Consider the following 13,042-nt stretch of genomic DNA (forward strand, 5'->3'; position numbering starts at 1 on the left):
ATCCGGCGCGGAAGGAAATGCGGCAACGCGCTTCAGCCAGGGATTTTGTCGGCACGTCACCTCATTCCGGTATTGGAGATCGGTCCACATGAAAACTCTTCGCCTTCTCACTGCGGTCAGCATCGCAGCGCTCATCGCCATCCCGACGGCCGTCTCGGCCCAGCAAAAAACGCTCTATGTCGCCGGCTACGGCGGCTCGTTCGAGAAGACCATCCGCGACGAGGTGATTCCGAGCTTCGAGAAGGAGAACAACGTCAAGGTCGAGTACGTTGCCGGCAATTCCACCGACACGCTGGCCAAGCTCCAGGCGCAGAAGGGCAACCAGCAGATCGACGTCGCCATCGTCGATGACGGTCCGATGTATCAGGCGATCCAGCTCGGCTTCTGCGGCAAGCTCGACGGCCTGCCCGCCGCCGACCTCTACGACACCGCGCGCTTCAAGGACGACCGCGCCGTCGCGATCGGCATTGTCGCCACCGGGTTGATGTACAACACCAAGGTGTTCAAAGAGAAAGGCTGGGCGCCGCCGACCTCGTGGAATGATCTGAAGGACACGAAATACGCCAAGCAACTCGTGATCCCGCCGATCAACAACACCTATGGTCTCGAAGCGCTGGTGATGCTGTCGAAGATGAATGGCGGTAGCGAATCCAACGTCGACTCCGGCTTCAAGATATTCAAGGAAGAGATCAATCCGAACGTGCTCGCCTACGAGCCGTCGCCGGGCAAGATGACCGAGCTGTTCCAGTCCGGTCAGGCCGTCATCGCGGTGTGGGGTACCGGGCGCGTGCAGAGCTTTGCCAACACCGGCTTCCCCGTCGACTTCGTCTACCCCAAGGAAGGCGCGGCGACGCTGCTGACGACGGCGTGTCCGATCGCCAAGCCGAATGCGTCACCGCTGGCGTCCAGCTTCGTGAAGATGCTGCTCGATCCCAAGATCCAGCTCGTGATGCTGAAGGACTACGGCTACGGCCCCGTGCTGAAATCGCTGAAGGTGCCGCCCGATCTCGGCAAGATGGCCCCGATCGGCGAGCGCGCGGCAAAACTGTATAATCCGGACTGGGCCACGATCAACGAGAAGCGCGAGGAGTGGACCAAGCGCTGGAACCGCGAGGTCGAGCGCTGATCTGACCGTCGCGGCGGAGGCAGCCTATGGCCTATCTCGAGCTCGATCGGGTCGCAAAGCAATTCGGCGCACAGACTGTGGTCGACGACTTCAGTCTCGCGGTGGGCAAGGGGGAGTTCATCTCCTTCCTCGGCCCCTCCGGCTGCGGCAAGACCACGACGTTGCAGATGATCGCGGGTTTCCTCGATCCCACGCGCGGCGCGATCCGCCTGGAGGACAAGGACCTGTCTGCGATCCATCCGGCCAAGCGCGGCCTCGGGATCGTGTTCCAGAGCTACGCGCTGTTTCCGCACATGACCGCGGCGGAGAACGTCGCGTTCGGCCTCGAGATGCGCAACGTGCCGCGCGCCGAAAGGGCCGAGCGTGTTCGTTCTGCGCTCGCGATGGTGGGCCTGGCCGGTTACGAGGACCGCCATCCCCGCCGGATGTCCGGCGGACAGCAACAGCGCGTCGCGCTGGCGCGTGCACTGGTGATCAAGCCGAGCGTGCTGCTGCTCGACGAGCCGCTCTCGAACCTCGATGCCAAACTGCGCGAGGAGATGCAGATCGAGCTGCGCCAGATCCAGCGCACCATCGGTACCACCACGATCCTGGTCACCCACGACCAGAACGAGGCGATGTCGCTGTCCGACCGGATCGTGGTGATGAGCCAGGGCAAGATCGAGCAGATCGGCACGCCGCAGGAGACGTATGAGAAGCCTGCCTCGGCCTTTGTTTCGCAATTCCTCGGCAAGACCAATGATTTCGCTGGAACGATCGATCGAACCGCGGCCCCGGGTTGGCTGGTCGTGGGCTCGTGGAGCGCGCCGGCCCCGGCTGGGCTCAATGGCCCCGTCACGGTCAGTATCCGTCCTGAAAGAGTCGGCTTCGGCGAGGCTGGTCTCAGCGCAAAGATCGTCACCCGCATCTTCCAGGGCAATCACTGGCTGTTCCAGTGCGACAGCGAATGCGGCCCGGCGATCGTGATCCGCCAGAATGACGGCACGGCGCAGCCGGCCGAAGGCGAGGCGGTCCGTCTTGCCTGGCGGCCGGAAGATATGAGCTTGCGCGCGAGGAGCGTCGCATGAGCGCGGTCGCCGAGGAGCACGGTGCGCGTGCGCCGTGGGCGCTGACGGCGCCCGCCTTGATGCTGTTCGTCGGCGTGCTGCTGATCCCGCTGGCGATGACGGTGATGCTGTCGTTCCACGACTGGGGCCAGTACAAGGGCATCGAGCCGGTGTTCATCCTCAAGAACTGGCGGGAGATCGCGACCGATCCCTATTACGCGGAAATGTTCTGGCGGACGTTTCGCATCGCCATCCTGACCACGCTGCTCACGGCCTTGCTCGGTGCACCCGAGGCCTACATCCTCAACCGCATGAACGGCCGCTGGAAGAGCCTCTTCCTGCTGGTCATCCTCGGGCCGCTGCTGATCTCCGTGGTGGCGCGCACGCTCGGCTGGGCGCTGCTGTTCGGCGGCAACAACGGCCTCGTCAACAAGCTTCTGATGTCGCTGGGCGTGATTCGCTCGCCCATTCCCTTCATGTTCACCGAAACAGGCATGGTGGTCGCGCTTGCGCATGTGATGATGCCGTTCATGGTGCTGTCGGTCTGGGCCGCGCTGCAGCGGGTCGATCCGCAGATCGAGAATGCCGCGATGTCGCTCGGCGCCGGCCCTGTCACCATCATCCGCCGCATCATCATGCCGCAGATCATGCCGGGCGTGCTGTCGGGTGCGATCATCGTGTTCTCGCTCTCGGCCAGTGCCTTCGCGACGCCCGCGATCATCGGCGGCCGTCGGCTCAAGGTCGCGGCGACGCTGGCCTATGACGAATTTCTCAACACGCTGAACTGGCCGCTCGGTGCTGCCGTGGCGACACTGCTGCTGGTCGCGCTGGTCTTGATCGTCGTAGGCAGCAACGCGCTGATCGAGCGGCGCTATGCGGAGGTGTTCCGATGAGACGGAACGGCCCGCTGGCGCTGATCTTCCACACTATCTTCGTCATCGTCATGGTGGCGCCGATCCTGGTGGTCTGCCTCGTCGCCTTCACGCCGGAGGGTTTTCTGTCGCTGCCGACCAACGGCTTCTCGCTGCGCTGGTTTAGGGAGATCGGAAATTATCCCGAATTCATCCACGCCTTCTGGGTCAGCCTCGGGCTCGGCGCACTGTCGTCGTTCGTGGCGCTGCTGTTCGCAGTGCCAGCGGCGCTGGCGATCGCGCGTCATCGTTTCCGTGGTCGCGATGCGCTGGCGGCGTTGTTCCTGTCGCCGTTGATGATCCCCCATGTCGTGCTCGGCATCGCTTTCCTGCGCTTCTTCACCTCGGCGGGGCTCGGCGGCAGCTTCGCCGCACTGATCATCGCGCATGTCATCATCGTGTTTCCGTTCGCATTGCGGCTGACACTGGCGGCGGCGACCGGCATGGACCGCACGGTCGAGATGGCCGCGGTCTCGCTCGGCGCCGGCGGCTGGACGCTGTTTCGCCGCGTGACCCTGCCGCTCATCTTGCCCGGCGTCATCAGCGGCTGGGCGCTCGCCTTCATCCAGTCCTTCGATGATCTCACCATGACCGTCTTCCTCGCTGCACCCGGCACCGAGACATTGCCGGTGCGCATGTTCCTTTATATCCAGGACAACATCGATCCGCTGGTGACGTCGGTCTCGGCCTGCGTGATCGCTGTGACCATGACCGCCCTCATTGTGCTCGACCGCTTCTACGGGCTCGACCGCGTGCTCGCCGGCAAGGGCGATACGGGACGATAGGAGAACCCATGTCCAGGGACTACGACGTCGCCGTTGTCGGCGGCGGATTGCTCGGCTCCGCGATTGCCTGGGGCCTCGGCCGGCTCGGCAAGAGCGTCGCCGTGCTCGACGAAGGCGATATCACCAAGCGCGCCTCGCGCGCGAACTTTGCGCTGGTCTGGGTTCAGAGCAAAGGGCTCGGCATGCCCGCCTATACGGTCTGGACGGTTCAGGCCTCGCAGGCCTGGGCCCGGCTTGCCTCGGAGTTGAAGCAGCAGACCGGCCTCGACGTCGCGCTCCAGCAGAACGGCGGTTTCCACCTCACCTTGGGCGACGCCGAATTCGGCCAGCGCGTCGAGCTTGTCAAGCGCATGCACAATCAGGCGGGCGCGGCCGACTACAAGATGGAGATGCTCTCGGCCTCCGAGGTGAAGAAGTCGCTGCCCCTGATCGGGCCGCAAGTGTCCGGCGGCAGCTATTGTCCGCTCGACGGACACGTCAATTCGCTGCGCACGTTTCGTGCCTTTCACACCGGCTTCAGGGAATTCGGCATCGACTACCTCCCTGAGCAGCCGGTGTCGGCGATCAGCAAGAGCGGCGGCGAATTCCGCCTGACAACGCCGAAGGGCGAGCTGCGCGCGGCCAAGGTCGTGCTCGCCGCCGGCAATGCCAATCAGACGCTGGCGCCGATGGTCGGACTCTACGCCCCGATGGGCCCGACGCGCGGCCAGGTCGTCGTGACCGAGCGTACCATGCCGTTCCTGCCGCATCCGCTGACCACGATCCGCCAGACTGACGAAGGCACGGTGATGATCGGCGACAGCAAGGAAGACGAGCTGGATGATCGCACGTTGAAACCTTCAATCAGCGGCGTGATGGCCGATCGCGCGCAGCGCATGTTCCCGCATCTGTCGCGGCTCAATGTCGTCAGAAGCTGGTCCGGCATCCGCGTCATGCCGCAGGACGGCTTTCCGATCTACGATCAGTCGGAGACGCATCCCGGCGCCTTCGTCGCCTGCTGCCATTCCGGCGTGACGCTCGCCTCCAACCACGCGTTCGAGATCGCGCGCATGGTCGCGCAGGGCGCGCTCGAGCCCGAGCTGGTCGGCGCGTTCTCCGCAAGCCGCTTCGGCGGCGCTGGCGCAGCGAACAACAGCGGCTATTAGAGATTCTGAAGGAGCCAAGAGGCACCCATGTTTAGACGATCCGAACAGGACAAGCGTCCGCAGGTGCAGATCTTCGTCGACGGCGTCGCCGTCGCGGCGCGCCAGGGCGATACCGTCTCCGCCGCATTGTTGGCATCCGCTCAGGACGTGCGGCGCTCGACCGCGGTGAGCGGCGCGGCGCGGCTGCCCTACTGCATGATGGGCGTGTGCTTCGATTGCCTCGTCACCGTCGACGGGGTCGGCAACCGCCAGGGCTGCCTCGTGCCTGTCGCCGAGGGCATGCAGATCGAGATCCAGAAGGGCAAGCGGGAGATCGGAAGATGAGCGTCGCTCCCAAGCGCGAAGATTATGACGTCGTGGTGATCGGCGCCGGGCCCGCGGGCCTTGCGGCTGCCGCGACTTCGGCCGAAGCAGGTCTCACGACGCTGCTGCTCGACGAGAACATCGGTCCCGGCGGTCAGGTGTTCCGTGCGATTTCCTCGACGCCGGTGACCGACCGCAGTCAGCTCGGCGCCGATTACTGGGTCGGGGCCGATCTCGTGCAATCGCTGCGGGCAAGCAATGCCGAGGTCATCCACCGCGCCACGGTCTGGAGCCTCGATCGCAATCTCGAGATTGCCGTCTCCATCGGCGGCGCGTCCGCCTTCGTCAGGGCCAAGCGCGTGATCCTTGCGACCGGTGCGCTGGAGCGGCCGTTCCCGATTCCCGGCTGGACGCTTCCGGGCGTGATGACCGCGGGCGCCGCACAGACGATGCTGAAGTCGTCGGCGCTGGTGCCTGACGGCCGCACTGTTATCGCAGGGCAGGGGCCGCTGCTCTGGCTGCTCGCCGCGCAGATTTTGCGCCTCGGTGGCCGCATCGACCGCATCCTCGACACCACCGAGCGCGGCAATTATTTCGCCGCGTTGCCCCACGCTTTCGCCTTCCTGACTTCGCCCTATTTCACCAAGGGGCTGTCGATGATGCGCGAAGTGAAGGCCAAAGTGCAGGTCGTCTCCGGCGTCACCGAGCTCGCGGCATCCGGCGACGGCCAGCTCGCGAGCGTCAGCTATGTCGCTGGCGGCAAGCGCGAGACCATTCCTGCCGATCTGTTGCTGCTGCATCAGGGCGTCGTGCCCAACGTCAATCTGGCGATGTCCGCAGGCGTCGAGCATCGCTGGGACGATCTGCAATTGTGCTGGTCGCCCGTGCTCGATGCGAGCGGCAATTCCTCGGTTGCGGGCATCGCGATTGCGGGCGACGGCGCCGGGATCGGCGGCGCCAATGCCGCCGCTGTCCGCGGCCGCATCGCCGCGCGCGCGGCAGTGGAGGCCCTGGCGCCGGCGGCGGCGGCGAGGCTCGTCCCGATGGCGACGCTCCGCGCCGATCTCGCCAAGGCCGAACGCGGCCGCGTCTTCCTCGACACGCTGTTCCGTCCCGCGCCGCAGTTTCGCATTCCCTCCGGCGATACCATCGTCTGCCGCTGCGAAGAGGTCACTGCGAAGGACGTGCTCGATTCCGTCGCGATCGGTGCGACCGGGCCGAACCAGCTCAAGGCCTATCGCCGCACCGGCATGGGCCCGTGCCAGGGCCGGCTTTGCGGCCTCACGGTCACGGAGCTGATGGCGCAGGCGCGCGGCAAGGCCCCGCAGGAGATCGGCTATTACCGGCTGCGCGCGCCGGTGAAGCCGATCACGCTCGCCGAACTCGCGGCCGTCCCGAAAACGGAAGAAGACGTCAAGGCGGTGGTGCGCGGATGACACGAAACGTGGATGCGATCGTCATAGGCGGCGGCATCCACGGATGCTCGACCACCTTGCATCTGTGCCTTGCCGGCCTGAAACCGGTGCTGATCGAGAAGGACTATGCCGGCCGCCACGCTTCCGGCGTCAACGCTGGCGGCGTCCGTCAGCTTGCGCGGCATATTCCCGAGATCCCGCTTTCGATCCGTTCGATGGGGATATGGGAGAAGATCAACGATCTCCTCGACGACGATTGCAGCTTCGAGAGCCACGGTCAGGTGCTGGTCGCGGAGAACGAGGAGGAGCTTGCAGCCTGCCGCGCGCGCGTCGCCGAGCTCAATGCGCTCGGCTTCACCCATGAAGAGCTGATCGACGCCGCTGAGCTGCGCCGCCTCGTGCCGGCGGTCGCAGAGACCTGTCCCGGCGGCATCGTCTCGCGTCGTGACGGCGCCGCGAACCCGGCGCAGACGACGACGGCGTTCCGCCGCAAGGCCGAGCAGCTCGGCGCTACCGTGCGCGAAGGCGTTGCCGCCAGCAATATCAGATACAGCGACGGGCTCTGGCACGTCGACGTCGGCACCGAGACCTTTGCCGCGCCGGTGCTGGTCAATGCTGCCGGCGCCTGGGCCGGGAAGATTGCCGACGCGCTCGGCGAGCCCGTGCCGGTCGACACCGTGGCGCCGATGCTGATGATCACCTCGCGCGTGCCGCATTTCATCGACCCCGTCGTGATCCTTCGCGGACGAAAGCTCTCGTTCAAGCAGTTCTCCAATGGCACCGTGCTGATCGGCGGCGGCCATCTGGCAACGCCCTATCAGGATCGCAACGAGACGGTGCTGGACTGGAAGAGTCTTGCGATCAGCGCGCGAACCGTGTTCGAGCTGTTTCCGGTGATGCGCAGCGCCACCATCGTGCGCGCCTGGGCCGGCATCGAGGCCAAGATGAAGGACGACATACCTGTGTTCGGCCCGAGCAGCCGCCACAAGGGCCTCTATCACCAGTTCGGCTTCTCGCTGCATGGCTTCCAGCTCGGCCCCGGCGCCGGCGCCGTGATGGCGGAGCTGATCGTCAATGGCGGCACCCAGACCCGAATCAGCGATCTCGGCATCGATCGCTTCCACCCTTCCACTTTCTAAGAACAGGGACATCATGAGCATCACCCGCAGCATCCGCACGCCCATCATGCATCGCGCCGTCGAGGCCAACGGCTTCGTCTTCGTCGGCGGTACCATCGCCGACGACACCTCGGTCTCGATGGGCGACCAGACCCGCAACATCCTCGGCAAGATCGCGGGTTATCTGAAGGAAGCCGGCACGGACAAGAGCCGCGTCGTCAGCACCTCGATCTTCGTCACCGATCTCTCGAAGAAGAAAGAGATGGACGCAGCCTGGACCGAGTTCTTCGGCGACAATCTGCCGACCCGCGCCACCGTCGGCGTCGCCGATCTCGGCGGCGGCGCGCTGATCGAGGTGGTGGTCACTGCGGTCAAGGGCTGAGCGCGCCGCCCGGGCCGCGCAATCGTCAACGGAACCGTCGGGCTCCTGCGCCAGGACGCCCAGCTCCGTGCCTGCGCGAGGGTTGTCGATCTCTTCAGCGCGCGCGATGCCCTGGATTTGCTTCGCCGGGCGGAGCGTGGCGATGCCTCGGCCGAGGAGGTCCCTGGGTCAGGTGCTGCGTGCCAATGGCGGGATCATCTGATCCCGTCATGCACCTACGCGGCGCCGCCAGGTTCCAGCGCTTCACCCATCTCCAGCGGATGCGCCATGGTCTCATGCAGTGCCTCGCGATCGAGCTCGCCCTCGGAGATGCTGATGACGACGCAAGCGACGCCGTTACCGATCAGATTGGTCAGCGCGCGGCACTCGCTCATGAACTTGTCGATGCCGACCAGGATCGCGATCGACTGGATCGGAATGTCTGGCACGATCGACAGAGTCGCAGCGAGCGTGATGAAGCCGGCGCCGGTCACGCCGGAGGCGCCCTTCGACGTGATCATGGCGATGCCCAGGATACCGAGCTCCTGCCAGATCGTCAGATGCGTGTTGGTCGCCTGCGCCAGGAACAGCGTCGCCAGCGTCATGTAGATGTTGGTGCCATCGAGGTTGAAGCTGTAGCCGGTCGGAACCACGAGGCCGACCACCGAGCGCGAGGCGCCGAGATGCTCCATCTTCTGGATCATCTGCGGCAGCACCGTCTCCGACGACGAGGTGCCGAGCACGATCAAGAGCTCGTCCTTGATGTAGGCGATGAAGCGAATGATGGAGAAGCCGGCGAGCCGCGCGATCGAGCCCAGCACGATCAGCACGAACAGAATGCTGGTGAGATAGAACGTGCCGATCAGCGCGGCGAGGTTGAGCAGCGAGCCGAGGCCGTAGGCGCCGACGGTGAACGCCATCGCGCCAAATGCGCCGATCGGGGCCACGCGCACGATGATGCGGATGATGCCGAAGAACATCCTTGCGGCCTTGTCGATCGCATCCGCAATGGGCTCGCCGGCCTTGCCGAGGAAGGCGATGGCAAAGCCCGAGAGGATCGAGACCAGCAGCACCTGCAGGAGATCGCCGCGCGCGATCGCACCCACATAGCTGTCCGGGATGATCGCCATCAGATGGGCGACGATGCCGTCCTCATGAGCCTTGGTGACGTAGGTCGCCACTGATTTCGGATCGATGGTGGCGGGATCGATGTTGAAGCCGCGCCCGGGCTGGAGAATTTCGCCGACCAAGAGGCCAATGGCGAGGGCGACGGTCGAGACCGTCTCGAAATAGATCAGCGACTTCAGCCCGACCCGGCCGACGCGCTTGAGGTCGCCCATCGACGAGATGCCGTGCACCACGGTGCAGAAGATCACCGGCGCGATCATCATCTTGATCAACGCGATGAAAGCGTCACCGAGCGGCTTCAGGGCCTTGCCGAGGTCCGGATAGAGATAGCCGATAAGCACGCCGATCGCGATCGCGATCAGCACCTGGACATAGAGGATCTTGTACCAGGGCTGGTGCCGGCGGTGGACGGCTGGCTGGATCGCAATCTGTGTCATAAGCTAAGTCCCGGAACGCATTGATCTTGCATGATTCACATCATGTGATGATGTCGGTATAAGCAACAATCACGTTTTTGTCGGATCGCACGAAGATCAATCGCTGCATCGCAATGGGGGGAACATGTCGAACGCAACGGGCGCGGACGAGCAGGCGCGTAGCTATTTTCCGCGTTGGACGCTGAAGACCTCGGGCGTGATCATGCCGGAGGAACGACTGCCATGGGGGCAGACCGTTGTCTCCGGTCTCCAGCATTGCGTTGCAATGTCGGGGTCGACGATCATCGCGCCGTTGCTGATGGGATTCGATCCCAATGTTGCGGTCCTGTTCTCCGGCATCGGCACGCTGATCTTCTTCGTCATCGTTGCCGGGCGCGTGCCAAGCTATCTCGGCTCGAGCTTCGCGTTCATCGCCGTCGTTCTCGCCGCAACAGGCTATGCCGGGCAGGGACCGAATCCGAACATCTCCGTTGCGCTCGGCGGCATCGTCGGCGCCGGCGTGCTGTACGGCCTGATTGCGCTGGTCGTCATGTGGTCGGGAAGCGGCTGGGTCGAACGCTTGATGCCGCCGGCGGTCACCGGCGCCGTGGTCGCCGCGATCGGCCTCAACCTCGCGCCCGTGGCGGTCAAGGCGGTGAGCGCGAACGCGTTCGAGACCTGGATCGGGCTCGCGACCGTCTTGATGATCGGCGTGGTCGCCGTGGCCGCTCCCGGCCTGTGGCGCCGCCTGCCGATCATTCTCGGCGCGATCGGCGGATATCTGTTGTACCTGCTGTTCGCGAACGGTCTCGGCTTCGGCAAGCCGATCGACTTCGCGCAGCTCTCGGCCGCGCCGTGGCTCGGCCTGCCGCATTTCACCACGCCGACCTTCAAGGCCGATGCCATCTTCCTGATCGCGCCGGTTGCGGTCATCCTCGTCGCCGAGAACCTCGGTCACATCAAGGCCGTCGGGGCCATGACGGGCCGCAGCCTCGATGCCTATCTCGGTCGGGCCTTGTTCGCCGACAGCCTCGCGACGATCGTGGCGGCCTGCGGCGGCGGCACCGGCGTCACCACCTATGCCGAGAACATCGGCGTCATGGCGGCGACGAAGGTGTATTCGACCCTGCTGTTTGCCTTCGCTGCCACGGTGTCGATCCTGCTCGGCTTCTCGCCGAAATTCGGCGCGCTGATCCTGTCGATCCCGGGTCCCGTCATCGGCGGCCTCTCGATCGTGCTGTTCGGATTGATCGCGGCGATGGCGGGCCGGATCTGGGTCGAGAACAAGGTCGATTTCGCCAACCCGGCGAACCTGATCACCGTTGCCGTGGCGCTGACCGCGGGCGCCGGCGACCTCACGCTCAAATTCGGCGCCTTCACGATCGGCGGAATCGGCACCGCGACCTTCGGCGCGATTATCCTGTATCAGATCCTGACCTCGCCGATTGCGCGCGGCGCAGAATGAATCGCAGAGCTGCGCCAGAGGGATGGAACAAAATCCCGGTTCCATCCATGATGAGGCATCCCGGAGAATCCCCATGCCTCAGACCAATCTCTCGACCGCCTTCCCTTCACGTCTCAGTGGCCGCCATGCGCTTGTGACCGGTGCCTCCCAAGGCATCGGCCGCGCCGTTGCCGTGAGGCTCGCACAAGAGGGGGCGACCGTCGCTATCAACTATGTCGATCATCCCGGGAAAGCGGAGGAAACGCTGGCGCTGGCAAGGACCGGGTCGAGCGATCGCGGCCACGGCAAGCTCGATCACGTCATCGTCAAGGCCGACGTCAGCAATGAGCAGGACGTCGCCGCGATGTTCGAGACCATCCTGGCGCGCTGGAAGCGCCTCGATTGTCTGGTCAACAATGCCGGTTTCCAGCGGGAATCGCCGAGCGAGGCGCTCGACATCGAAACCTATCGCCGTATCATCGACGTCAATCTCAACGGCGCCGTGCTCTGCGCGCAGAAGGCGCTGGCGCATTTCGTCGCCCGCGGCGGAGGCGGCAGCATCATCAACTGCTCCAGCGTCCACCAGATCATCCCGAAGCCCGGCTATCTCGCTTATTCGATCAGCAAGGGCGGCATGGCCAATCTGACCCGCACGCTGGCGCTGGAGTTTGCTGGCCGCGGCATTCGCGTCAATGCAGTTGGTCCCGGCGCGATCGACACACCGATCAACGCGGCCTGGACCGGCGATGCCGAAAAGCGCGACCTCGTCACCAGCCATATTCCGCTCGGCCGCGTCGGAACGCCGGAAGAGATGGCCGCCGTGTTCGCGTTCCTCGCCTCTGATGACGCCAGCTACATCACCGGGCAGACCATCTACGCCTGCGGCGGGCTGACGCTGTTTCCGGAGTTTCGGGACAACTGGGCGAGCTAGAGGCGTGATCTGGCAAAATGCCGCGGCGCAGACTACATCTGCGCCATGACAAGCCCATCGCTCCAGGATTTCGTCGGCCGGCACCGAAAACTGTTCGTGCTGACCGGCGCCGGCTGCAGCACCAATTCGGGCATTCCCGATTATCGCGACAGCCAGGGCAACTGGAAGCGGACCCAACCGGTCAATTTCCAGGCCTTCATGTCGGACGAGCATACGCGGCAGCGCTACTGGGCGCGCAGCCTGATCGGCTGGCGGCGCTTCGGCCAGGCGAGGCCGAACGATGCGCATCATGCGCTCGCCCGGCTCGAGGCCGGCGGCCGCTGCGAAATGCTGCTGACGCAAAATGTCGACCGGCTGCATCAATCTGCCGGGCATCGGCAAGTGATCGATCTGCACGGGCGGCTCGACCTCGTGCGCTGCATGGGCTGCGGCCGCAAGACTCCGCGCAACGAATTCCAGGAGGCGCTCGGCCGCGTCAATGCCGAGTGGCTGACGCTCGATGCCGCGGATGCACCCGACGGCGACGCCGATCTGGAGCACGATTTCTCGTCGTTCAAGGTGCCGGCTTGCGAAGCCTGCGGCGGCATCCTCAAGCCCGACGTGGTGTTCTTCGGCGAGAACGTCCCGCGTGACGTCGTCGCGACGGCGCAGGACCATCTGGCGCAGGCTGATGCCATGCTGATCGTCGGCTCGTCGCTGATGGTCTATTCGGGCTTTCGCTTCGTGCAGGCCGCGGCCGTCAGGCAAATCCCGATCGCGGCGGTCAATCTCGGACGTACCCGCGCCGACGATCTCCTGACGCTGAAAGTCGAGGAGCGCTGCGAGGCGGCGCTTGCATTCCTGCTCTGATTTGACGCCGGGCGAACAAATCTTGCCTATTGCATAGGTGCCAAGCAGAATAGCTTGGCGCGGT

General features: G+C 64.9%; 13 protein-coding genes. 12 read left to right on the forward strand and 1 reads right to left on the reverse strand.

All coding sequences use genetic code 11. From position 1 onward, the window contains the following. Positions 1–88: 88 nt before the first annotated feature. From XH90_RS05555 to XH90_RS05595, 9 genes are read left to right on the forward strand one after another with little or no spacing between them, the layout of a single operon-like run. Complete coding sequence (locus tag XH90_RS05555; protein ID WP_194479592.1) at positions 89–1,126, forward strand: ABC transporter substrate-binding protein; 1,038 nt, start codon at positions 89–91, stop codon at positions 1,124–1,126. Positions 1,127–1,152: 26 nt separating this feature from the next. Next, positions 1,153–2,193 carry an ABC transporter ATP-binding protein gene (locus tag XH90_RS05560; RefSeq protein ID WP_194479593.1) on the forward strand — a complete coding sequence of 347 codons (1,041 nt, stop codon included), beginning with the start codon at positions 1,153–1,155 and terminating at the stop codon, positions 2,191–2,193. After that, complete coding sequence (locus tag XH90_RS05565) at positions 2,190–3,065, forward strand: ABC transporter permease (protein WP_194479594.1); 876 nt, start codon at positions 2,190–2,192, stop codon at positions 3,063–3,065. The genes XH90_RS05560 and XH90_RS05565 overlap by 4 nt, the downstream gene beginning before the upstream one ends. Beyond that, positions 3,062–3,868 (forward strand): ABC transporter permease, encoded by an 807-nt coding sequence (locus XH90_RS05570; RefSeq protein ID WP_194479595.1) that lies wholly within the window; start codon positions 3,062–3,064, stop codon positions 3,866–3,868. The genes XH90_RS05565 and XH90_RS05570 overlap by 4 nt, the downstream gene beginning before the upstream one ends. Before the next feature lie 8 nt (positions 3,869–3,876). Further along, a complete protein-coding gene (locus tag XH90_RS05575) occupies positions 3,877–5,013 on the forward strand; it encodes an FAD-binding oxidoreductase (RefSeq protein ID WP_194479596.1) in 1,137 nt (378 codons plus the stop codon). Positions 5,014–5,040: 27 nt separating this feature from the next. Next, on the forward strand, positions 5,041–5,337 hold the full coding sequence (locus XH90_RS05580; protein WP_194479597.1) for a (2Fe-2S)-binding protein: 297 nt from the start codon (positions 5,041–5,043) through the stop codon (positions 5,335–5,337). Beyond that, entirely contained in the window at positions 5,334–6,752 is a 1,419-nt protein-coding gene (locus tag XH90_RS05585; RefSeq protein ID WP_194479598.1) for an NAD(P)/FAD-dependent oxidoreductase, read from the forward strand. The genes XH90_RS05580 and XH90_RS05585 overlap by 4 nt, the downstream gene beginning before the upstream one ends. Continuing rightward, positions 6,749–7,870 (forward strand): FAD-binding oxidoreductase, encoded by a 1,122-nt coding sequence (locus XH90_RS05590; protein WP_194479599.1) that lies wholly within the window; start codon positions 6,749–6,751, stop codon positions 7,868–7,870. The genes XH90_RS05585 and XH90_RS05590 overlap by 4 nt, the downstream gene beginning before the upstream one ends. Before the next feature lie 13 nt (positions 7,871–7,883). Continuing rightward, entirely contained in the window at positions 7,884–8,231 is a 348-nt protein-coding gene (locus XH90_RS05595; protein WP_194479600.1) for a RidA family protein, read from the forward strand. 215 nt (positions 8,232–8,446) lie between these two features. Here XH90_RS05595 and XH90_RS05600 read toward each other — a convergent pair whose 3' ends face one another. After that, positions 8,447–9,775, reverse strand: a complete 1,329-nt coding sequence (locus XH90_RS05600; RefSeq protein WP_194479601.1) for a dicarboxylate/amino acid:cation symporter — start codon at positions 9,773–9,775, stop codon at positions 8,447–8,449. 124 nt (positions 9,776–9,899) lie between these two features. Between XH90_RS05600 and XH90_RS05605 the strand changes: the two genes are divergently transcribed. The 3 genes from XH90_RS05605 to XH90_RS05615 all read left to right on the forward strand — a co-directional run bounded on the left by XH90_RS05605 (position 9,900) and on the right by XH90_RS05615 (position 12,978). Continuing rightward, a complete protein-coding gene (locus XH90_RS05605) occupies positions 9,900–11,219 on the forward strand; it encodes a solute carrier family 23 protein (protein ID WP_194479602.1) in 1,320 nt (439 codons plus the stop codon). Positions 11,220–11,292: 73 nt separating this feature from the next. Then, on the forward strand, positions 11,293–12,129 hold the full coding sequence (locus XH90_RS05610; RefSeq protein WP_194479603.1) for an SDR family oxidoreductase: 837 nt from the start codon (positions 11,293–11,295) through the stop codon (positions 12,127–12,129). Between the two features lie 45 nt (positions 12,130–12,174). Continuing rightward, the gene (locus XH90_RS05615) at positions 12,175–12,978 is read left to right on the forward strand and encodes an NAD-dependent protein deacetylase (protein WP_194479604.1); all 804 of its coding nucleotides are present in this window, start codon (positions 12,175–12,177) and stop codon (positions 12,976–12,978) included. Positions 12,979–13,042: the final 64 nt, after the last annotated feature.

Origin of the sequence: Bradyrhizobium sp. CCBAU 53338, assembly GCF_015291665.1 — a bacterium.
Taxonomy (GTDB): Bacteria; Pseudomonadota; Alphaproteobacteria; order Rhizobiales; family Xanthobacteraceae; genus Bradyrhizobium.

Excerpts from the sequence above, each read along its gene's own strand:
- XH90_RS05555 (WP_194479592.1), top strand. The coding sequence starts at position 89 with ATGAAAACTCTTCGCCTTCTCACTGCGGTCAGCATCGCAGCGCTCATC.
- XH90_RS05560 (WP_194479593.1), top strand. The coding sequence starts at position 1,153 with ATGGCCTATCTCGAGCTCGATCGGGTCGCAAAGCAATTCGGCGCACAG.
- XH90_RS05565 (WP_194479594.1), top strand. The coding sequence starts at position 2,190 with ATGAGCGCGGTCGCCGAGGAGCACGGTGCGCGTGCGCCGTGGGCGCTG.
- XH90_RS05570 (WP_194479595.1), top strand. The coding sequence starts at position 3,062 with ATGAGACGGAACGGCCCGCTGGCGCTGATCTTCCACACTATCTTCGTC.
- XH90_RS05575 (WP_194479596.1), top strand. The coding sequence starts at position 3,877 with ATGTCCAGGGACTACGACGTCGCCGTTGTCGGCGGCGGATTGCTCGGC.
- XH90_RS05580 (WP_194479597.1), top strand. The coding sequence starts at position 5,041 with ATGTTTAGACGATCCGAACAGGACAAGCGTCCGCAGGTGCAGATCTTC.
- XH90_RS05585 (WP_194479598.1), top strand. The coding sequence starts at position 5,334 with ATGAGCGTCGCTCCCAAGCGCGAAGATTATGACGTCGTGGTGATCGGC.
- XH90_RS05590 (WP_194479599.1), top strand. The coding sequence starts at position 6,749 with ATGACACGAAACGTGGATGCGATCGTCATAGGCGGCGGCATCCACGGA.
- XH90_RS05595 (WP_194479600.1), top strand. The coding sequence starts at position 7,884 with ATGAGCATCACCCGCAGCATCCGCACGCCCATCATGCATCGCGCCGTC.
- XH90_RS05600 (WP_194479601.1), bottom strand. The coding sequence starts at position 9,775 with ATGACACAGATTGCGATCCAGCCAGCCGTCCACCGCCGGCACCAGCCC.
- XH90_RS05605 (WP_194479602.1), top strand. The coding sequence starts at position 9,900 with ATGTCGAACGCAACGGGCGCGGACGAGCAGGCGCGTAGCTATTTTCCG.
- XH90_RS05610 (WP_194479603.1), top strand. The coding sequence starts at position 11,293 with ATGCCTCAGACCAATCTCTCGACCGCCTTCCCTTCACGTCTCAGTGGC.
- XH90_RS05615 (WP_194479604.1), top strand. The coding sequence starts at position 12,175 with ATGACAAGCCCATCGCTCCAGGATTTCGTCGGCCGGCACCGAAAACTG.